We start from the raw sequence: 21828 nt of genomic DNA, 5'->3' as shown, positions 1-21828 counted from the left end.
ATTAAAAATTTTAGAGTTTATTAAAATGATAAATTTAAAATTCCAGAATTATAAAAATAATATTATATTTTTTCAAAGAAAACTTTTTTATTTTCTATTTTTTGTTATTTTTATTTTTATCTTTTTCCCTTATTTAAAGATTTTTAATATAATTAAAACTGATACTCAGCCAAATGCATTATTTATTTCTTTAATATTAAATTTTCTGTTTTTACCATATCTATTTTATTTGAATAATTATTTTGTATATTTAATAATTCCTTTTTTAATGTCTTTGTTTTTATTTCCTTTTTCATCGGAATATATTTATGGAATAAGAGAAATTGGTGGATATATATCTGTTTTAAGCATTTCAATATCTGTTTATATTTATTTCAAAAAATATAATTTCTTAAATTTAAAAAAATTTTTCTTTTTTGTTATTTTTATTTGGCTTATTTTTGGTGTTTTACAATATTTTTTTTATGATCAAATTAAAACTATTTTACCAAGATTATCGACAAGTCCTGAACGAGGTTCCACAAGTCTTGCACCAGAGCCTAGTTATTATGGACTTATGCTGGTTTTTTTTATATGGGTTACTGTTGAATTTTTTGATAGTTTAAAAATAAAAGTTGTACTAATTTTAATAATTTTATTTCAATTATTATTTATTGCAAAGAGTGCAATATATGTTTTTACCATTATATTGGTTATTCTTCTTTATTTATTGATCATTTTTGTTTTATTTATATATAATAAAATTAAATTAAAATATGATAATATTATTTTATTTTATTTTCTAGTATTTTTTTCTGTCTTAATAATTTTAATTTCCTTTTCTTTTTTAAAAAATACTAGAATTTATGATATTTTTTTTAGAATTTTAAAAAATCCTTTATTATTTTTTTTGAAAGATGAAAGTGCCTTAGATAGATTAGAGGATATTTTTTTATCATTTAAGGGCTTTTTTGAAAATTTTGGATTACCTCACTTTTTTGGTGATTGGTTGTACTATATAAATGGCACATTAAATGATAATAAAATTGATTTTTTAAAATTAAAATTTATTTATAACGGAACAAGAATAAAGTCTTTATGGGGGGGTGTTTTATTTAATCTAGGATTAATTGGATTATCATATATTTTTTTAATTAATATATTATTAATTAAAAATTATAAAAAAATAAAAAATACTATTTTATTAATATTATTTTTTAACTTAATTTTTATTTCACAAGTTCCTTTAGCTCATCCTTTTATAGGTTTTTTATATGGTTATTTAATTTATAAAAACGAAATAAAAGAATTAGAGGATTAATCTAAATGAGTAATAAAATAAAAATTTTGTATTTACATACTTGTCCTACTATAGGAGGTTCATCAAGAAGTCTGGTACTATTATATAAGGAGTTAATTAAATATAATGTAGAAGGAATAGTTTTAACATCTAAAGGAGAAGTAATTAATTATTATAAAAATAATGGGTTTAAAGTATATATTATTAAATGGCTTTCACAATTTGATAATACAGAATATAGTTACTATAAAGGTATTAGGTGGTTAGTATTTATTAGAGAATTGTTTTATTTTATTCCTAGTTTAATAAAAGTAATAAAAATTATTAAAAAAGAAAATGTTAAAATTATTCATTTAAATGAAGGAAATTTATTTATTTATTGTTTTTTTTTGAAAAAATTATTTAAAAAAATTAAAATATTAATTCATATTAGAGCTATACAATCTAATAAAAAAGGGATTAGGAGAAAAGTATTTACTAATATTTTAAAAAATTATGTTGATCAAATAATATGTATAGATGAAAGAGTAAAAAATAGTTTAAATGCATCACTATTTTATAAAACTTTAGTAGTGCATAATGGTATAGAATTTAATGATAATAATAATTATTATTTTAATAAATTAAAAAATGTAAATTTATTATCAGATTGTTTTAATTTAGGTTTTATAGGTGTTCTATATAAAGCTAAAGGAATAGATACTATTTTAAAAGCTATAGATATTTTAATTAATGAAAAGAAATTAAATAAAATAAAACTTTATATAGCTGGAAAAAATTCTAGAATATTTAAAAATAAATTTTTCAAAAAAATAGTTGAAATATTAGGTTTATTTTTTGATATGGAAAAATATATTTTTGAGTTTATTGAAAAGAAAAATTTAACTAATTATGTTAAATATTTGGGTTTTATTAAGAATAATGATGATTTTTACAAAAAAATTGATTTATTGTTATTTACAACTAATTTATTTGCTATAGGAAGGCCAGTATTTGAGGCTGCAAAATATGGTATACCATCTATAGTAACATTAAAAGAACCTATTTTTGATGATGAAATATTTGATAATTATAATGGTTTTACTGTTAATGAATTAAATGAAGAAGAATTAGCTAATAAAATTGAATATATATATAATAATATATTTAATAATAAAAATAAACTATTAGAAATTTCTGACAATGTATTAAATTATTTTAAGAGATATTTTATTTTAGAAAATAATGCTAATATAATATATAATATTTATAAAAATTATATATAAATATAAGTTTTAGGAGAATATATGTTCAAAGATAAGGTTTTACTAATAACTGGTGGTACTGGTTCTTTTGGAAATGCAGTATTAAAAAAATTTCTTCAAACTGATATAAAAGAGATAAGGGTATTTAGCCGTGATGAGAAAAAACAAGATGATCTAAGACATAAATATAAAAATGATAAAATAAAATATTATATAGGAGATGTAAGAGATTATGATTCTATTTGTTCAGCAATGAGAGGAGTAGATTATGTATTTGCAGCAGCTGCTTTAAAACAGGTACCTTCATGTGAATTTTATCCGTTAGAAGCAGTTAAAACTAATATTATTGGAACTGCAAACACAATAGATGCTGCAATAAATTGCGGAGTAAAAAAAGTTATAGTTTTATCAACAGATAAAGCTGTTTATCCAATAAATGCAATGGGAATGTCAAAAGCTTTAATGGAAAAAGTAATGGTTGCTAAGTCGAGAAATTTAAGAGAGGATGAAACTCTTTTAACAGCAACTAGATATGGAAATGTTATGGCTTCAAGAGGATCTGTGATTCCTTTATTTGTAAAGCAAATTAAAAATAATGAGCCGATTACAATTACAAATCCAAATATGACAAGATTTATTATGAGTCTTGAGCAAGCAGTTGAACTTGTTATGTTTGCTTTTAATAACGCAAAGCAGGGTGATATTTTTGTACAGAAAGCTCCTGCAGCAACTATTAAGCAATTAGCTGAAGTTTTACTTGAAATATTTAATGCTAAAAATGAAATTAAAATTATTGGAACAAGACATGGTGAAAAATTATATGAAACTTTATTATCTAAAGAAGAAGCAGCAATATCTATTGATTTAGGTGATTACTATAGAATACCTGCTGATACAAGAGATTTAAATTATCATAAATATTTTGATGAAGGTGATAAGAAAATTGAAGAGGTTGAAGAGTATAACTCACATAATACTAAAAGACTAACGAATGAAGAGTTAAAGAAAATTTTATTAGATTTGGAATATATCCAGAAAGCTTTAAGAAATGAAGAGGATGAAGGAGTCTAAATAAATATGAAGAATATTCTCATAACAGGTTCAAATGGATTTATAGGAAAGAATTTAAAAATTTTTTTAAAAAAAAACATTAACTTAAATATAATTGAATATGATATAAATAGTTTTGAAACACTTGATGAAATAATAAAAAATAATAATTTTTATGTTATATACCATTTAGCTGGTGTAAATAGACCACAAAATGAAATTGAATATTTTTATGGAAATGTTGAACTTACAAACAAATTAATAAATTTTCTTGAAAAATTTAATAAAGTATGTAAAATTGTATTTTCTTCTTCTATACAAGCAGAACTTGATAATCTTTATGGAAAAACAAAAAAAGAAGCTGAGGAATTATTATTAAATTATAGTAAAAGAACAGGTAATAAAGTTTATATATATAGATTTCAAAATGTATTTGGTAAATGGTGTAAACCAAATTATAATTCTGTAGTTGCTACTTTTTGTTATAACTTAACGCATAATAAAGAAATTATTATTAATGATCCAGAAAAAGTAATTAAATTTATATATATAGATGATGTTATTAAAAATTTAATAAGACATATTTATGAAAATGATTTAGATGTTGTAGATTCAATTATTTATCCTACTCCATTTTATGAGGTCAGCTTAGCTAAATTAGCAGAATTATTAAAAAATTTTATTAAAATAAGGGAGAATAATATATTACCAAATTTTGAAAATAAATTTGAAAAGTATCTTTATTCTACTTTGATTTCTTATTATGATTTAAGTAATTTAGAATATAAAGCAATAAAAAATGAGGATAATAGAGGTTATTTATTTGAATTTATTAAATCTAATTTTGCAGGACAAATTTTTATTTCTAGGACTAAACCAGGGATTACAAGAGGCAACCATTATCATCATACTAAAGTTGAAAAATTTTGTGTAGTTGAAGGTAAAGCAAAAATATCTTTTAGGAATATTTTGAATAATGAAAAATATTCTATTATAGTAGATGGAGAAGATTGTAAAATTGTTGATATTCCTCCAGGATATACTCATAACATAACAAATATAGGCGATAGAGATTTGATAACAGTTTTTTGGGCAAATGAAATTTTTGATCCAGATAATCCTGATACTTATTATGAAGAGGTATGAAATGAATAAAATAAAAGTTATGACAATAGTTGGTACTAGGCCCGAAGTAATTAGACTTTCAAGAGTTATTAGTAAAATGGATGAATATTTTGATCATATCCTTGTTCATACTGGGCAAAATTATGATTATGAATTAAATAAAATATTTTTTGATGATCTTGAAATAAAGAAACCAGATTATTTTTTAGAAACAGCATCTGATACATATATTAAAACAATATCAAATATGTTAGTTAAGATTGATGAATTATTTGAAAAAATTAAACCTGAAGCTATATTGATATTAGGAGACACTAATTCTTGTTTATGTGCTTACCCAGCTAAAAGAAGAAAAATTCCAATATTTCATATGGAAGCTGGAAATAGATGCTTTGATCAAAGAGTTCCTGAAGAAACAAATAGAAAAATTGTTGATCATATTTCTGATATTAATTTACCATATTCTGATATTGCTAGAGAATATTTAATAAAAGAGGGCTTCCCATCAGAAAGGATAATAAAGACTGGCTCCCCAATGTATGAAGTTATTAATTATTATTTACCTAAGATTAAAAGTTCTAAAATTCTTGAAAAGTTAGGACTTGAAAAAGAGAAATATTTTGTTGTTAGTTTTCATAGAGAAGAAAATGTTGATAACATGAATAATTTATTATCTTTTATAGATATATTAAATAGCATAGCAGAGAAATATAAATTTCCTATTATGGTATCAACCCATCCAAGAACAAGAAAAAAAATTGAACAATTAAAAAATGTTATTTTTAATGATTTAATTATATTTCATAATCCATTTTCTTTTACTGATTATGTTAATCTTGAAATAAATTCTTTTTTAGTTATATCTGATTCAGGGACTATAACAGAAGAATCTTCAATATTAAATTTTCCTGCTATAAATATTAGAGAAGCTCATGAGAGACCAGAAGGTATGGAAGAAGCTTCAGTTATTATGAGTGGTTTTAGAAAAGATATTGTATTAAATTCTATTGAAGTAGCGGTAAAACAAAATAGAAAAGAAAGAAATTTTTTATTAGTTAAAGATTATTTTGTTCCTAATGTTTCAGAGAAAATACCAAGAATAATAATAAGTTATATTGATTATATTAATAAAAATATATGGAAAAAATAAAAAATATTCTGATAATTACTGAAAGGTATTTTCCAGAACCTTTTTCTATAAATGATCTATCTTATGAGTTAAAAGATAGAGGTTTTACTGTAACAGTTTTAACACAAATACCATCATATCCAGGAGATAAACTTTATCAAGGTTATATTAATAAATTTGTTATTGAAAATATTAATGGCATAAATATAATAAGATTAAAAACTATTCTTGGTTATAGTAAAAGTGTTTTTATTAAAATATTATCATATATAAATTTTATGATAAAAGCATCTTTTTATGTATTTAAAATTGCAAATAAAATAGATTTAGTTTTTGTTTACCATACAGGTCCTCTTACTCAAGCTTTTCCAGTTTTTTTTATAAAAAAAATTTTCAAAAAAAAATCTATTATATGGAGTTTAGATATTTGGCCAGATGCTGTTTATTCTTATGGGTTTAAAAAAAAATTTACTTTTTCATTTTTATTAGATAACTTTGTTAAATTTATTTATAAATACTTTGATTATATTTTAGTTAGTAGTCCTGGTTTTATAGATAGGTTAAAATTATATACTAAAAAAGAAATTATATATATTCCTCAATGGTTTAATTCAAATATTAAAATAGAAAATCATAAAATAAGCTTAGATAAAAGCAAAATTAAGTTTGTTTATACTGGAAATATTGGGAAAATGCAAGGTTTAGAGAATGTAATAAAAGCTTTTTCAAGTTTTAAAGAAGAGAATATTATTTTTTATATTGTGGGTGATGGCAATGAGAAGGAAAATTTAATTAAATTAAAAAATAAATTAAATGCTTTTAATATTATTTTTATTGAGAAAATTGATGAAAAGGAGGTTATTTCTTTAATTAAAGATTGTGATTATTCTGTTTTACCTTTAATAGAAGATGACTATATTAAATTAACTATACCTGCTAAATTTTTTACTTACCTTTATGCTCAAAAACCTATATTTGTAATTACTGATGGAGCTGTAGGTAAGATAGTTGATGAATATAAAATTGGTTATTTTTGTAAAAATGATGAAAATGAAATAAGAAAAAAAATTGAATTTATTTTAAATTCTAAAAACAATAATATAAATATAGAAAATTCATTAAAATTAATAGAAAATATGTTTAATAGAGAACATATTATTAACAAAATTGAAGAATTAATTAATAATATATAAAGGAGGAAAATAAATGAATAATGGTGAAGAACTTAGTTTAATTGATGTATTTAAAATTTTGTGGAAGTATAAAAAATTTATTATTGTATTTACTATAATAATTACTATTATTGGAGGGGTTTTTATTTTTATTAAATCATTAAATAATTACAAATTCATTTTAAATAAAAGTAAAAAATTAAGATATTATATTTATACAATCGAATATAATGGAGATTTTAATTATGAAGTTTTTCAAAATATAAAAAATATGCTTAAATTTCACTTAAACAAAAATATAATTTTATTTAATAACATAAAAAATAATGATATTTTTCCAAGTGATTTATCAAATGAATATATAAATAACCCATCTTCTTATCCAGTTTATAAAATAAAATTTTGTTTTAATAAAGAAAATAAATTTGAAAATGAAGAAAAAATCAGGTTTATTAATTTAACTAAAAATATTATTTTTTATTCTTTATTTAAAGATAAGATTATTAATCCTTTTAGTTTTCAGAGCTATAATTTAAATTACATTACAAATTTAGAAAAAGTGAATAATTATGGAAATGCAGAAGATTTGTTTATAAATTCAATAAATTTAATTAATTTTTTAGAGAATTATTTTGAAAATGAAAACAATATTATTATCTCTTATGAAGAAAATTATAATAAAATATTAAGCAGTTTGACTGAAATAATAATAGTGAATTATCAAAAATACAATATATTTTATAAAAAAATAATAGAAAATATTAATTATAAAATTAATAACTATAAGTCAATTGATAAAGAAGAAGAAGAAGAAATAAAATTTGACTTAAAAAGTTTTTTAATAAAAATTTTTATTTTAACAGTTTTTTCTTTTTTTATATCAATATTTTTTGTATTTTTGATTGATTTTTTCAAAAAACATTGGAATAAAATAAAAGAATAAATTTTTATTTTTGATAATATTGAGTTATTTATTATAATAAATAATATTACTCATAACATTATTGTTAAATTATTTATTAATAATATATTAGTAAAAAAATCTTATTTATTTTTCTCCTCTTTCCAAAATTTTGTGCTATATAATAAAATAAATTATATAAAATGTTTAAATAATACAAATTTTTAGATGGATAGAATAGATGAAGATAGAATTTAATTTTTTTATTATTATTCCTTTTATAGTCTCATTTTTATTAATTCCATTGATTAATTATATAAGTCATAAAAAGAAACTATTTGACTATATTGATGAAAGAAAGATTCATAAAAGAAATATAAGCAGACTTGGAGGTTTAGCTATTTTTACAGGTTTTTTAGTCTTTTATTTATATCTTCTATTTATAAAAAATATAAAATTTAATTTTAATCCCTATCTTTTTTTATTAGCTTTTACTGTTGCTTTCTTAACAGGTTTTATTGATGATCTTGTTCATATAAAGGCAAGATTAAAACTTTTTTTACAAATAATTTCTGGATTAATTGTATGTTTTTCTGGATTAAGTTTTGATGGTATAAATATTCCTGGATTTATAAAAATAGATTTTGGCTATTTTACTTATATTTTTACTCCTTTATGGATAGCTGCATTTATGAATGCTATAAATATGCTTGATGGAATGGATGGTCTTGCTGGAGGAATACTTTTTATATCTTTTATTTTTGTAACAATTATAGGTTTTATTCAAAATAATTTACTTGTTTTTTATATTTCTCTCTCTTTATCTTTATCTACATTTGCATTTTTGATATTTAATTTTCCACCAGCAAAAATATTTATGGGTGATGGAGGGGCATATTTTTTAGGTTTTATTTACTCGATATTGCCTTTGATTGGAATAAAGAAACTTTCGACTCTTACAATCTTTGTTATACCCTTGATGCTTCTTTCAGTACCAATTATAGATATTGTAAGTGTTTCACACAAAAGAATAAAAAATGGATATCATATATTTACAGCTGATAAAAACCATATACATCATAGACTGATGGATCTTGGTTTTTCAAATAAAGGAATACTTCTTTTACTTTATACTATAACCATTGTTTATGGTAGTTTTGCAATAATAATACTTTATCTTCAGCCTATTCATGCATTAATAACTATTGTTTTGATCTATATACTTTCTATGCTCTTTTTCTATATGATATCAGTAACTGAAAAGAAGGTTGAGAATCTTGAAAATGAGATCGAAAAATTAAAAAAAAAATAAATAGCTAAAAATAATATTTTAGATATTATTCTTTTGATGAGTAAAGAGAGTTTATTAGAAAAGAGAATTGTATTATACTTTTTGTTTGTTTTTTTATTTTCAACATCTATAGTATCCATTTCTTTATCTACACTATTTCAAGTATTTATTATTTTATTTTTTTTTGTTGATTTCTTAATTTTAAATTATTTCAAATCAAAAGAAAGAAAAAATATTGAATTAATTTCTTATCATTCAAGCAACTCCGAAAATCTAATTTTATTTAAAAGTATAGAGTTTGGTTTTATCTTTTCTTTTTTACTTTTTTTTATATTATCTTTTATTTTTTCATATAATTATAAATTAAGCTTTTTAAGACTACCTATTTATTTCATAATTTTTTTAATAATGTGTGCTTCTTTTTATATTTTTTCACTTTATTACAAAGTTTTTCTAAATTTAAACTTTAAAATATATCTTTTTTCAAATCTTATTATTTTACTTTTTTATATTATAAATATTTTATATCTTTTCAGTTTATATAAAAACTTATCTGGAATATTTTCTGATAGAAGAAGTGGTTTATTAAGAAATGCAGTAGGTTATGCTTATTGTACAATAATTCCTCTTTTTTTCATCGTATTTAATTTTTTCTGTTTTGTTAAAAATATTAATAAAAACAATATTAAAAAAATAAAAAAAATATTTTACTTATTTATTTCTATTATTATTTTTATTTTTTCTGTCATTTTAGCCTCTATCTCTTTTTTATCATCTGGGACAAGGTCTGTATTAATAGCTTTCTTTTTATCTGTTTTTATTTTTTTAATTTTATCCCTTTTTTTTCTGTCAAGAAGTATTTTTTTAAAAACTTTTTCTATACTAGTTATTATTATTTTTCTAATATCAATTTTTATAATTATTGAGCCTATATTTGAGGGAAAATTAAATAAAAATATTGTAAAAGTAGTTACAATTTCAAGAAAATTTTTATTGGATAAATTTATAAAAGATTACTGGATATTTAGAAGAGTTATAAATGCTGGTTATGAAATAAAGCAAATAAGTTCATGGTTGTTTCATCCAGAAATAACATCAAGGAAAGATTTAATATATTTTGAATCAGCAGAAAGAGCAGCATTGATATCAGTTTCTTTGGAGGTAATAAAAAAGAGATTTTTAACAGGTACAGGTCCTTTTGCCTGGAATTACTATGTTAATAATAATAAAGATTTAAATAGATATTTTCATAATAATTTTACACGACATTCTCATTGTCATAATGATTTTCTTCAAATATTTTCAGAGTTTGGTTTTTTTTCATTTTTAGTTTTTCTTTTTATTGTTTTATTATCTTTTTATAAATTGATACGAAATATTATAAAAGAAAAAGAGGATAGATTCTATTATATTTTATTCTTTTCACTATTAGTTTTTTTTATAATCGGAGGACTAACTGATTATATTTTTGGGCATCCTCTTGTAGGTCCTTTTTATTCTTTACTTATTGGGCTTTTTATGAAAAAAAATAAGGAGATATTAAATTATGAATATAATGTTTCATAAACCATATATAACAGATGATGAAATAAATGAGGTAGTTGAATCAGTTAAATCTGGTTGGCTTACAACTGGTAAAAAAACTCTACTTTTTGAAGAAGAGTTTAGAAAGGTTATAGGCTCAAAATATTCCTTTGGAGTAGCATCTGCAACAGCAGCTTTACATTTAGCTTTAAAAGCAGTAGGCATAAAGGAAAATGATGAAGTTATTCTTCCAACAAATACATTTATTGCAACAGCTGAAGTTGTAACTTATTTTGGAGCAATACCTGTTTTATGTGACATTGAGTATGAAACTCATAATATTGATGTTAAAAAAATTGAACCACTGATAACAAAAAAAACGAAAGCTATTATACCTGTTCATTTTGGAGGACAACCATGTGATATGGATGAGATATATAATATTGCAAAAAAATATAATTTGTATGTTGTAGAAGATGCAGCTCATGCTTTTCCTTCCTACTACAAAAATAATATTGTAGGCAATCTTCATGGATCAGATGTAACATGTTTTTCTTTTTATGCAACAAAAACTCTTGCAACAGGTGAAGGAGGGATGGCTACAACAAACAATGATAATTTTGCATCAAAAATAAAGGTAAATAGATTGCATGGTATAAATAGAGATGTTTGGGATAGGTATAGAGGTGGAGATTGGTATTATGAAGTGATAGATAATGGTTATAAGTATAATTTAACAGATGTCTGTTCAGCAATAGGGCTTGCACAACTTAAAAAAGCTTTTTGGATGAATGATGAAAGAGAAAAAATTGCAAGAAAATATAGTGAAGCTTTTGCAAACTCAAAAATAGAGATACCTTTTATTAAGGATGATAGGAAAACATCTTGGCATCTTTATGTTATAAAAGTTAACAATAGAGATGAACTTTACAATAAGCTAAAAGAAAATGGGATAAATACATCTGTTCATTTTATCCCTGTTCATAAGCATCCATACTATAAAGAAAAATATGGTTATAGAGAAAAAGATTATCCTATAGCAAATGAAGTTTTTAGAAAATCATTATCATTACCTATCTATCCTGGATTAAAGGATGAAGAAATCGAATACATTATCGAAAAAGTTCTAACTTATTCCTGCTAAGAAACTATTTTTTAAAAAATTTTTTTATATGAAAAAATATTTAGATTTAATATTTGATTTATTAATTATTATTTTTTCCTATTATATATCTTATTTTATAAGATTTTATCCTGATCTATTGAGTCATTCCTATTATTTAAATTTTATATATTTTTTAATTTTTTCTATTAATTATATTTTTGTATTTTATATAAGTGGGGTCTATAAAATTTTATGGAAATACTGCTCTTTTAGTGATCTTATAAAACTTTCAGTAGTAAATTTAATATCTTTTTGTTTGATTTTTATTTTATTGAAAATTATAAATATTGGTTTTTCTCAACCACAAATTTTTTTGACTTTTTTTTTAATACTATTTTTTACTATTTTATATAGAATATTTTATAGACTAAAAAAGTTTTCTAAAGTTAGAAATGTAAATAAGATATTTTTAGATACTGATAAAAAAGTTAATACATTAATTATCGGAGCTGGAGAAGCTGGAAGAATAATATTAAATGAATATATAAAATTTGGATTGCAAAAGCATATAATCGGTTTTCTTGATGATGATCCTTCTAAAAAAGGGAAGATAATATCAGGCAAAAAAATATTTGGATCTATAGATCTAATAAAAAAAATAGTTGATAAATTTATTGTAGAAAAAATTATAATAGCAATTCCATCTGCAAATTCTTATCAGATAAATAGGATAGTAGATAGAATAAAAGAAATAGATAAGAGAAATATTATTGATATACAAGTTTTGCCCCACCTTCTTGAATTAAATGATAAAAGACCACTTATAAAGGAGTTAAGAAATATTGATCTATCAGATCTTATTGGTAGAGAAGAGGTAAGAATTGATGAGATAAAGTTAAAAAGTTTTTATAAAGGCAAAAAAATTCTTATAACAGGTGCTGGGGGTTCAATAGGATCTGAGATTACAAAACAGCTTATAAACTTTGAACCAGAACTAATAATTGCAACCGGTAGAGGAGAATATTCAATTTATAACTTAATTAAAAATATTTCCGAGTTTCTTTCAAAAAGAGAGCTTTCCGATTTTGCAAGCAAAATTATTTATAAAATAATTGACATTAAAGATAAAGAACTTTTTGATAAAATTTTTTGTCATTACAAACCAGATCTAGTTTTTCATGCTGCAGCACATAAACATGTACCTCTTATGGAACTAAATGAATATGAAGCCATAAATAACAATCTATTTGGAACTTTAAATATACTTGAACTTTGTTATAAATATAATGTTGAAAAATTTATATTTGTTTCTACTGATAAAGCTGTAAATCCTGAAAATATAATGGGGGCAACAAAAAGGCTTGGGGAAATCTTAACTTATGGGTTTTTTTATAGATATGGCATCAAAACATCAATTGTTAGATTTGGTAATGTAATTGGTTCAAGAGGCTCAGTTCTTCCACTTTTTATTGAGCAGATTGAGAGAGGTGGTCCTGTAACTGTTACTCATCCAGAAATTACTAGATTTTTTATGACTATTCCTGAGGCAAGTTTACTTCTTATTAATGCTGCATCTTTTAATGATAATGGTTCTATTTATGTTCTTGATATGGGTAAACAATTTAAAGTTGTAGATATTGCTAAAGAACTTATAAAACTTTATGGATTTATTCCAGATAAAGATATAAAAATAGTATATACTGGCTTAAGGCCTGGAGAAAAGATGTATGAAGAGCTTTTTTTTGATAAAGATAAAGTTGAAAAAACTGAACATGAAAAAATATTTAGGGTAGATGAAGATAAAGAAGAAGTTTTAAAAGCTTTTTCAAAGCTGATTCAGATCAAAATTAATGATATATTAGATATGAATAGAGAAGAACTAAGAAAATGGTTAAAAGAATTAATTCCAGAAGCAAATTTGAAAATTTATAATGAACAAAAGTTTGTAAACTAAAATTTAAATTTTATCTTTTAATTTTAGTTTTTTAATGGAAAATTAAATAGGTTCTCTTTTTTAAAAAGTTCTGATGTTTCATTGCTTATTTTTAAACATTGATTTTTATAAAAAGAAGTAAGTATCTCTTTTAAATTTTCTTTCATTTTATCCTTTTCATAAGATAAAATATAGCCTATTTTATATTTATTTATAAGATAAGCCATGCTTCCATCTTCAGGGGATATGGATAATATAGGAATTTGAAAGTAGGCATATTCATATAGTTTGCTATTTATGTTTTCTTTATATTCTTTCATTATTACAGTTAAACCAAAATCAAAAAGAGTTAGAATTTTTAATAATTTTTTGTGTTCAATAAATGGAAAAGTGTAAATATTGAAAATGTTATTAAAGTTTAAATTAAAATTTAGGATTTTATTAATATTTTTTTCATTATTTTCATCATTCTTAGGACAATTTTTATCTTCACTATTTTTAATAAGCTTTTTAATGTAATGATCAAAATGATTATTTCCAAAAGAGAAGAAATAAAATTTATAATTTTCTTTAAAAAGTTCTATTAATATATTAATGAAAGCTTCAAGAATATAGTCATAACCAGAATATGTAGATCCAGTAAAAATAATCAATGGTATATTTTTTATTTTGAAGTTTTCTTTTATAAACTTATAATATTCGTTTTCTTCATAATTATTAATTACTATCTCTTTGTTTTCACCACAATATCCGATTAGATTTAGTTTAATTTTTTCTATATTTTTATTCTTGATATTATTATTTTCAATTATAAGATTTTTTAACTTGTTTTCATGTAAAGGTGTTTCAACAAGAATATAATCTGAAGAATTAATATGGTTAAAATAGATTTTATTAAATTTTTTTAGAATATAATTTTTATATAATTTATTTGCGTATTTATCAAAATATTTTAAATAAATTAAATTATAGTTTATCCATGGATCTTGATATTCAGAAATCCAAATAATATGAGGGAAAATCTTTTTAAGTCTGTAAGAAGCTTCATGTTCGTTCCCTGTACCAAAAACTGAATATATTATATCTATTTTTTTGTTTTTTATTATTTTTTTTGATATTTTAACTATACTTTTTACATAAAAAAAGTTTGTTGAAACTGGAGGTGTTTTAATAAATCTTAAAAAAGGTACAAAAAACCTTATAATTGTTTCATTGTATGAAAAGAAAAAAAAAGTTTCAAACTCATTGATATTATATGAATTATCTTCTATTTTGAACTTTTTTTTTGTTAAAACATAAACATTGTTCCCAAGAGATTTTAATAATTGTGCTGTTTTATAGTTTATTTTTGGAGAAACTCCAGAATCTGGAGGAAAGTATGTTGCAATAAAAAGTATATTTTTATTCATAAAATATCAATTTTGTGTAAATTTATACTTTTAAGCAAAGTTATTGTCATAGATTTTTCAGATAAATTACCTTCGAAATAAAGATTTCTAATATCGTTTAGAAGTTCTTTATTGGTATTCAAAATATTTAAATTTTTTTCTATTTCTAGATTAAATATTTTATTAAAATTATTTATAATATTTGGATTATTTTTTAGCCATTTTTTGAAAGGATTTTGAGAAAAGTAAGGCCTATTTATAATTATTCTTTTTATATTATTTAGAAGATGAAAAATAGAGCTTATAATTTTATTTTCAATTACTGGGGAAAGATTGTTGTGATAAAGTATCCACCTTAACTCAGGGAGATATCTTATAATAAGATCGTATTTTAAAATTTCATATATATTTTTTCTAAATTTTATTTTTTGACCAATTCTAAAAACAAAATCGGATAGTAGATAATCATTTGCAGGCGATGCAAACTCTGCAAAAAATTCGATCATTCTGAACCCATTAGTTATTGCATTAATACCTCTATTATAAGAATTAAACTCTTCTCTTGTCTCGAAAAAATCAATATATTGATTTATATTATTTATTTTATCTATAAGTTTAGTTGATGAAGCCCAATGTTTATAAAAATCTTTTTTATTTGATAGATCAAGATAACCCCCCATAAATCCATCTATAAGAATCCCATTAATAAGTAAGCCACAATTATTTAAATTTATTTTTGAAATAGTGTCGAACATATGAGAAGCACCAGCAAAAAATATAAGCCCATCGTTTGCTTTTAAAATTTCATCTAAGTTTTTTGTGAGATAATTTCCGTAGTTTAATGAGTTAAAAATATAATCTATTTTAAGTTTTTCTGCAATTAATTGAGCTGATTCATTATCTTGAGAAAATGATTGAGCAAAGTTTATTGATAAAATATTTTTATACCCTGCTTTATAAGCAAGACCGACTAATATTCTTGAATCGAGCCCTCCAGAGAGAAAAGTAAAGTGTTTAAAGTTATCTGTTTTTATACTATTTTTTTCGTTATTTATAGATTTTTGAAAAAAATAACCATAAATAAATCTATCATATTCAAAAATCAACTTAATTGTTTCAATATATTTATTAAATATTTCATAAATAATTTCATCTATTTTACCATTTATTATTGGTGAATTTTTTAAGATAAAATATCTATCTAAGATGAATTTAAAATCTTCTTCTTCAATATTGGTTCTGATTTCTAAGTTAATTTTGTCTAAATTATTTTTGTTAATATTTAGTGGTGTTTTTCTTTTATTTAAAGAAAAAAAAGCAAATTGGCCGGGATAAAATTTTATAATTTCTTCTATATAAGTATCATTGTTTAGAAGGTAGCCAAAAGATAGCATCTGATAAAAAGCATTTAAGTTAGCTTTATTTTTATAATATAATTTTTTTCTAAAGTTTGAAATTATAGATAACTTTGAAGAAAAAATAAAGGTTTCTTCCTTTTGAAGGATGCTAAAAAATATAGGTTTTGATCCTATTTGATCATTGAATACAAATATTTCTTCATTTTTGTTATCTATAACAATGCCATTAAATGCACCTCTTATGCTTTTTAAAAAAGTATATATATCATTTTTTATATAATAATCTTTTACTTTATCTGATAGTAATATTATATCTTGATTTTCTTCATCTGTTTTATAAAAAAAATCTTTAATATTTAAGAAAGTTCCATATATTAATATAATTAGATTATTGTCTGAAAACTTAAATAATTTTGATCTATTTTTTATTAAGTCTATAAAAATTCTAATTTTTAAATTACTTTTACTACTTATTAAATGAAATTCATAACTTAGCTTTTCTGTTGTTGTTATGCTATATAGATTCGAAGTTAAATTTAATTCATTTGAAATAACTTCAAAAATTTTAGAAAAATCAATTGAAGAAAAACATGTTTTATTTTCTCTACTAATAATTACTGTAAAACTTTGCATCTTTTATTATTTTTTTGGAAGAAATTGTTTTCAAGATAATAATATAAAAAAAAATTAATTCAAATTTTAAATCTATTTATTAATTTATTATGTAATTTTTTTTATTATTTCCAATATTTTTTTATTTGTAATATCCTCAATATAGTTCGATAAAACAAATTTTATACCTTCTATATTTGCTTTTAATTCATTATTTAAAAATTTATGATAAAGTTCAATTATTTTTTCTTTAATTGGATCAATTTCTTTTACCCCATAAATATATGGAAAATTATATGTATAAATAATATGTTTTCCGTAGGAAAGAGCTTCTAAAACAGAAGTTGACAACCCATCATGTTCTATTAGCCTAAGAAATAAATGAGAGTTTAAATATTCTTGTTCCATACTATTTATGTATCCCTTAAAAAAAATATTTTCAGGAATATTAATTAATTTATTATTTTTTTTATAATATCTTATAGTCTCATTTTCTGTAATTCCAGTTATTATAAACTTGATTTTAACTTTTGAATTATTCTGTTTTTCAAAATTTGTTAAGTCTGAAGCAATATTAATTATTTTTGTTAACCCATAAAATTCAGGTCTATTTTTGTTAATATATGATAATATAATAAAATGAGTTTTATTTTCACAGTATGCTTTGTTTAGGAGATCATAAGATTTAGTTATTAAAGAATCTATATTTTGCCCTTGGCCTAAATTAACATAATCATTCTTTAAAAAAATTTTTGGCATTTTTATAGAAACAAAATTTAATATTTTAGCTTCTACTCCTACTTTCTTAAGCTCATCTCTTATCCACTCTACTTCACAAAAATGGTATGGTTTTTCTATATATTTTTTTGATATTCTATTTATATTAAAAACTTTAATAGCATCCAAAACATCTGAACCAATCCAAAAAAAAATTATTTTTTTTCTAAACAAGAATGCAATTTCAATCTCATTTTTTTTTCTTATATATCCTTTTATTGAGATAAGTAAATTAGATTTTAAAAGTAAGAAAAAATATTTAATTATTCCAAGTGGGTTTTTATAAGTATTTGTAAAATAATATTTATTATTTTTGTCAAATTTTTCTAAAGAATTTTTTATTTTTTGTGCAAAATATTTTTCACCTATTATTAAAATATTCATAAAAGATTCCTGTTTGTGTGTTTTAGTTTTTTTTATTTAAATATCTTAAAAAATTTATATAAAAATTTTTTTTTGACAAATTAATAATTTAAGATAATAAGGTTAAAAATAACTTTAATAATATAAAAAATAATATAAAAAAATTTAGAAAATGTATAAAAAATGTATTAAGAAATATTAAGTGGGTAAGAGAAAATTATGAGAATAAAAGATTTTTCAAATATTAAAGTGATTGTTGTTGGAGATATTATTCTTGATGGTTATTATTCAGGCATTGTTAAAAGAATATCTCCTGAAGCTCCTGTTCCCGTTGTAAATGTTGAAACTGTGAAATTTAATCCAGGTGGAGCTGCAAATGTGTGTAATAATATTAATAAGCTTGGAGGGAAATCTTTTTTATTGGGTTTTTGTGGAAATGATGAGAATGGAAAAGAATTAAAGAATATTTTAGAAAAAGAGAATATAAAAAATTATATAATTGAAACAGAACTAAAAACTGTAACAAAAATAAGAATCTCTGGAGATAATAGGCAACAAATAGCAAGGGTGGATTTCGAGGATGATCCATTTAAGTTTTTTAATAATTTTGACTTAGAAACAGAAGAGAGAATGAAAGAAAAATTAAATCAAAATAAAGAGAGAAAAAATATAAATCATTATAAAATAATAGAAAAATTTAAAGATATAATAGATGATTATGATGGTGTTATTATTTCTGATTATAATAAGGGTGTATGTTCATTTTGGTTATGCAGAGAAATAATAGATCTATGTAATAAAAAAAAGAAGTTTATAATTGTTGATCCTAAATCAAAAAACTGGAAAAAATATGAGGGTGCTTTTATTATTAAACCTAATCTAAAAGAGTTATCTGATGCTTATGGGAGCTTTTTGCAAAATGAAGATAAGATAATAGAGGAAGCTTCATTAAGCATTCTGAAGAAATATAGTTTTGAAAATATTGTTTTAACAAGATCAGCAAAAGGAATTTCATTAGCTAACAAATATGGTGTTAAGCATTTTAGGGCTTATGCAAAAGAAGTATATGATGTTTCTGGAGCTGGAGATACAGTTTCTGCCGCAATAACCCTTGCTTATTTAAGTGGTGAGACGATTGAAGATTCTATAAAATTTGCAAACACCTGTGCTTCAATAGTAGTGCAAAAAGTAGGAACAGTTCCTATTACTTTATATGATCTATATGAATTTCATTACTATGATATTGATGATAAGATTGTAAAAGAAAAAAGCAAAAAAGAGATAATATTAAATTATTTAAATATAAAGAAGTTTGAAGCTATTTTTATTAATTATGAAAATATAGTTATGAATTTAAAGGAATTGCCTTCTGATTTAAACAATTTATTTTTTGAAAAAATTATAAGAAATATAAATAAACTAAAAGACTTAAAAGAACTTGAATGTAAAAATATAGATATTTCAAAAGAGATAAAACAACAAGAAGATTTTAATATTGAAGAAAATAAAAGAGTTTTGATTATTAAAATAAAAAATGAAGATTTTGAAAAGAATTATTTTTTTATTAATCTTCTATCATATCTTGAATTTATAGATTTTATTTTTGTGGAATAGTTTTTAATTATTTAAGTCCTATTTCTTACTAAACAAAAATAGATTAAAGATACAAATTAAAAATTAATTTGTTGTAAATTTTTATATAACTCACATCTTTCGATTAGTTCAAAATGTTTACCTATATCAACAATTTTTCCTTCTTTTAGGACTATTATTTTATCTGCTTTTAATATAGTAGATAGTCTATGAGCTATTACAATAGTAGTCTGAAGCTTCGATATATTTTCCATAGCTTTTGTTATAAAATTTTCTGATTCATTATCAAGATTTGATGTAGCTTCATCAAATATTAAGACTTTAGGTTTTTTAATTAAAGCACGAGCTATGGCAATTCTCTGTTTTTCACCACCTGAAAGTTTTGCCCCTCTTTCACCAATAACTGTATTATATTTGTCTGGTAATTTCATAATAAAATCATAAGCAAAAGCAATTTTTGAATAATAAATTACTTCATCCATATTAGTATTATTTATACCAAAAGCTATATTATTATAAATAGTGTCAGGAAATAAAATTGTTTCTTGAGTAACATAAGATATGTGGTATCTAATAGATTCAAGAGTGTATTCTTGATAGTTAACACCATCAAATAAAATTTCTCCAGAAGTTGGATAGATAAGGCTTGAGATTAAATTAACAATTGTACTTTTGCCAGAACCAGAAGGGCCGACTATTGCAACAAATTCATTTTTATTAATCTTAAAAGATACATTTTTTAGCTGGTGAGGAAACTGAATCGTGGTTTCATTACTTATGTTTTTATTTATTAAATTTTGTTTAGAATAAAATTTATCATAAGAAAATGATACATTTTTAAATTCTATTTCACCTTCAAATTTTTTTAATTCTTTTTTACCAAAATGGATATCTTCATTTTCAAGTAGCAGAATCTCTTCTATTCTTTCGATAGAAGCTTCCAGTATCTTTATATTTGAGAGAAGAGATGAGAGTTCATTTGCCTTTGGACTTAAAATAAGAAGGTATATAATGAATCCAAAAATCTTTTCAATAGACATTCTTCCCTGCCATATCAAATAAGCTCCTACAAGAAGTACAAATATAAGTATAGATGCTCCAATAAGTTCTGTTAAAGGTCTTACTGAGAATTCAAGAAAAAATCTATTAATAAAAGATTTTTTATACTCTTTTAACTCTCTATCAAAATTTTCTTTCTCTTTTTGATTTTTATTGAATATTTTTATTATATCAATACCATATATTGTTTTATTTATATAATCTGTTGTTTTTGAAATTTTTTGCATATTTATTGTTGCAAATTTTTTGATAATTTTTGAAATAATATTAATTATCAAAAAAGCAATAAGACCAAAACCTACTATTACGAGAGTAAATTTTAAACTTTTTTTAAGTAACATGAAAACTGAAAATATAACAAGAATAGGAGTAGAAAAGAGAGTAATAAGGATATATAAAGAGTAAACTCTTATATTTTGAATATCATTTGTTAACCTCGAAATTAGATCACCAGTTTGACCTTTTCCTTTGTAAAATATTGATGGTAAAAAAAGTAATTTATTGAAAGTTTTTCTTAAATATTCTAAGGAAACTTCAAGCCCAAGTGTACCACTAAAACAATTTTGTAAATAAAAGAATAGTTGATAAAGAAAAAAAAGACAAATTATAAAAATACCTGATAGAAAAATGTATAAAAGATTTCTACTTTCTACTAGAATTTTGACAGCATCATCTATCGATCTTGCTTTAAGGAGATTTGAAATAAAACTTTTGAAGTTTGTCTGCTTATTATCTTTATCAATATTGGTGTTTATATTTTTTTGAAAAGAAATTTGGTTAATTATACTGAAGAAAGCTTGTCCTGCTTCAGCTTGAAAAATAGTTAAAATTGAGGATAATAAAATCATTATTGAAGTTATAAAGAATAAAAAGAAATTTCTTTTAATAAAAATTTTAATTAATTTTACTATTGTTCTCACCTAAT

At 21.8% G+C, this 21828-nt stretch carries 16 protein-coding genes; 12 read left to right on the top strand and 4 right to left on the bottom strand.

What is annotated here, in order from left to right:
* The first annotated feature begins 25 nt into the window (after positions 1–25).
* From N3A58_06245 to N3A58_06195, 11 genes are all read left to right on the top strand, one after another.
* Positions 26–1300: a hypothetical protein gene (locus N3A58_06245; protein ID MCX8058997.1), complete on the top strand. Its 1275-nt coding sequence runs from the start codon at positions 26–28 to the stop codon at positions 1298–1300.
* A gap of 5 nt (positions 1301–1305) precedes the next feature.
* Positions 1306–2544: a glycosyltransferase gene (locus tag N3A58_06240; protein MCX8058996.1), complete on the top strand. Its 1239-nt coding sequence runs from the start codon at positions 1306–1308 to the stop codon at positions 2542–2544.
* 21 nt (positions 2545–2565) lie between these two features.
* A complete protein-coding gene (locus N3A58_06235) occupies positions 2566–3594 on the top strand; it encodes a polysaccharide biosynthesis protein (GenBank protein MCX8058995.1) in 1029 nt (342 codons plus the stop codon).
* A gap of 6 nt (positions 3595–3600) precedes the next feature.
* Complete coding sequence (locus N3A58_06230) at positions 3601–4719, top strand: NAD-dependent epimerase/dehydratase family protein (GenBank protein ID MCX8058994.1); 1119 nt, start codon at positions 3601–3603, stop codon at positions 4717–4719.
* A 1-nt stretch (position 4720) separates the two neighbouring features.
* Positions 4721–5848: a UDP-N-acetylglucosamine 2-epimerase (non-hydrolyzing) gene (gene wecB, locus N3A58_06225; GenBank protein ID MCX8058993.1), complete on the top strand. Its 1128-nt coding sequence runs from the start codon at positions 4721–4723 to the stop codon at positions 5846–5848.
* A complete protein-coding gene (locus N3A58_06220) occupies positions 5836–7020 on the top strand; it encodes a glycosyltransferase family 4 protein (protein MCX8058992.1) in 1185 nt (394 codons plus the stop codon). The genes wecB and N3A58_06220 overlap by 13 nt, the downstream gene beginning before the upstream one ends.
* Before the next feature lie 13 nt (positions 7021–7033).
* Positions 7034–7942: a hypothetical protein gene (locus tag N3A58_06215; protein MCX8058991.1), complete on the top strand. Its 909-nt coding sequence runs from the start codon at positions 7034–7036 to the stop codon at positions 7940–7942.
* Between the two features lie 199 nt (positions 7943–8141).
* Complete coding sequence (locus N3A58_06210) at positions 8142–9212, top strand: undecaprenyl/decaprenyl-phosphate alpha-N-acetylglucosaminyl 1-phosphate transferase (protein MCX8058990.1); 1071 nt, start codon at positions 8142–8144, stop codon at positions 9210–9212.
* A gap of 36 nt (positions 9213–9248) precedes the next feature.
* The gene (locus N3A58_06205; GenBank protein ID MCX8058989.1) at positions 9249–10757 is read left to right on the top strand and encodes an O-antigen ligase family protein; all 1509 of its coding nucleotides are present in this window, start codon (positions 9249–9251) and stop codon (positions 10755–10757) included.
* Positions 10738–11859: a DegT/DnrJ/EryC1/StrS family aminotransferase gene (locus tag N3A58_06200; GenBank protein MCX8058988.1), complete on the top strand. Its 1122-nt coding sequence runs from the start codon at positions 10738–10740 to the stop codon at positions 11857–11859. Before N3A58_06205 ends, N3A58_06200 begins: the two co-directional genes overlap by 20 nt.
* Positions 11860–11887: 28 nt before the next feature.
* Positions 11888–13774 (top strand): polysaccharide biosynthesis protein, encoded by a 1887-nt coding sequence (locus N3A58_06195; protein ID MCX8058987.1) that lies wholly within the window; start codon positions 11888–11890, stop codon positions 13772–13774.
* A 23-nt stretch (positions 13775–13797) separates the two neighbouring features.
* Here N3A58_06195 and N3A58_06190 read toward each other — a convergent pair whose 3' ends face one another.
* The 3 genes from N3A58_06190 to N3A58_06180 form a co-directional block, all read right to left on the bottom strand.
* Positions 13798–15162, bottom strand: coding sequence for a hypothetical protein (locus N3A58_06190; protein ID MCX8058986.1), 1365 nt, complete (start codon positions 15160–15162; stop codon positions 13798–13800).
* Positions 15159–17132, bottom strand: coding sequence for an asparagine synthase-related protein (locus N3A58_06185; protein ID MCX8058985.1), 1974 nt, complete (start codon positions 17130–17132; stop codon positions 15159–15161). Before N3A58_06185 ends, N3A58_06190 begins: the two co-directional genes overlap by 4 nt.
* A gap of 87 nt (positions 17133–17219) precedes the next feature.
* Positions 17220–18272, bottom strand: coding sequence for a glycosyltransferase (locus N3A58_06180; protein ID MCX8058984.1), 1053 nt, complete (start codon positions 18270–18272; stop codon positions 17220–17222).
* Between the two features lie 198 nt (positions 18273–18470).
* On the opposite strand from N3A58_06180, the gene N3A58_06175 reads away from it, so the two are divergent.
* Entirely contained in the window at positions 18471–19865 is a 1395-nt protein-coding gene (locus N3A58_06175) for a PfkB family carbohydrate kinase (GenBank protein MCX8058983.1), read from the top strand.
* A gap of 56 nt (positions 19866–19921) precedes the next feature.
* On the opposite strand, the gene N3A58_06170 is transcribed toward N3A58_06175, so the two are convergent.
* Positions 19922–21823, bottom strand: coding sequence for an ABC transporter ATP-binding protein/permease (locus N3A58_06170; GenBank protein ID MCX8058982.1), 1902 nt, complete (start codon positions 21821–21823; stop codon positions 19922–19924).
* Between the last annotated feature and the right edge of the window lie 5 nt (positions 21824–21828).

It is taken from the genome of Spirochaetota bacterium (genome assembly GCA_026415295.1).
GTDB lineage: Bacteria > Spirochaetota > JAAYUW01 > JAAYUW01 > JAOAHJ01 > JAOAHJ01.
Note: the sequence above shows the minus strand (reverse complement) of the source record. Positions and strands in the feature narration are given on the sequence as shown.